Here is a 428-nt window from a genome sequence, read left to right on the forward strand (position 1 = left end):
AACATTGAAGATGTGGAGCGGTAGTTCAGTTGGTTAGAATACCGGCCTGTCACGCCGGGGGTCGCGGGTTCGAGTCCCGTCCGCTCCGCCACTCTTTCAATGGTATAACTAAAAGGTCTTCGGAGCGGTAGTTCAGTTGGTTAGAATACCGGCCTGTCACGCCGGGGGTCGCGGGTTCGAGTCCCGTCCGCTCCGCCATTTAGTTATACAGCGCAATCTCGATTATGTGGAGCGGTAGTTCAGTTGGTTAGAATACCGGCCTGTCACGCCGGGGGTCGCGGGTTCGAGTCCCGTCCGCTCCGCCATTAATCGATCAATGCGCGCTTTTCATTATTGCGGAGCGGTAGTTCAGTTGGTTAGAATACCGGCCTGTCACGCCGGGGGTCGCGGGTTCGAGTCCCGTCCGCTCCGCCATTAATGATATGCTT

The 428-nt window shown here is 56.8% G+C and carries 4 tRNA genes; all 4 read left to right on the forward strand.

Going from position 1 to position 428, the window contains the following annotated elements:
- Window positions 1-14 precede the first annotated feature (14 nt).
- Window positions 15-91: transfer RNA gene (locus ACXAGV_RS19030), tRNA-Asp, on the forward strand.
- A gap of 30 nt (window positions 92-121) precedes the next feature.
- A tRNA-Asp gene (locus tag ACXAGV_RS19035) sits at window positions 122-198 on the forward strand.
- 30 nt (window positions 199-228) lie between these two features.
- Window positions 229-305: transfer RNA gene (locus ACXAGV_RS19040), tRNA-Asp, on the forward strand.
- A gap of 32 nt (window positions 306-337) precedes the next feature.
- A tRNA-Asp gene (locus ACXAGV_RS19045) sits at window positions 338-414 on the forward strand.
- The last annotated feature ends 14 nt before the right edge of the window (window positions 415-428 follow it).

The sequence above is a fragment of the Alteromonas sp. ABH4_453 genome (assembly GCF_056160665.1).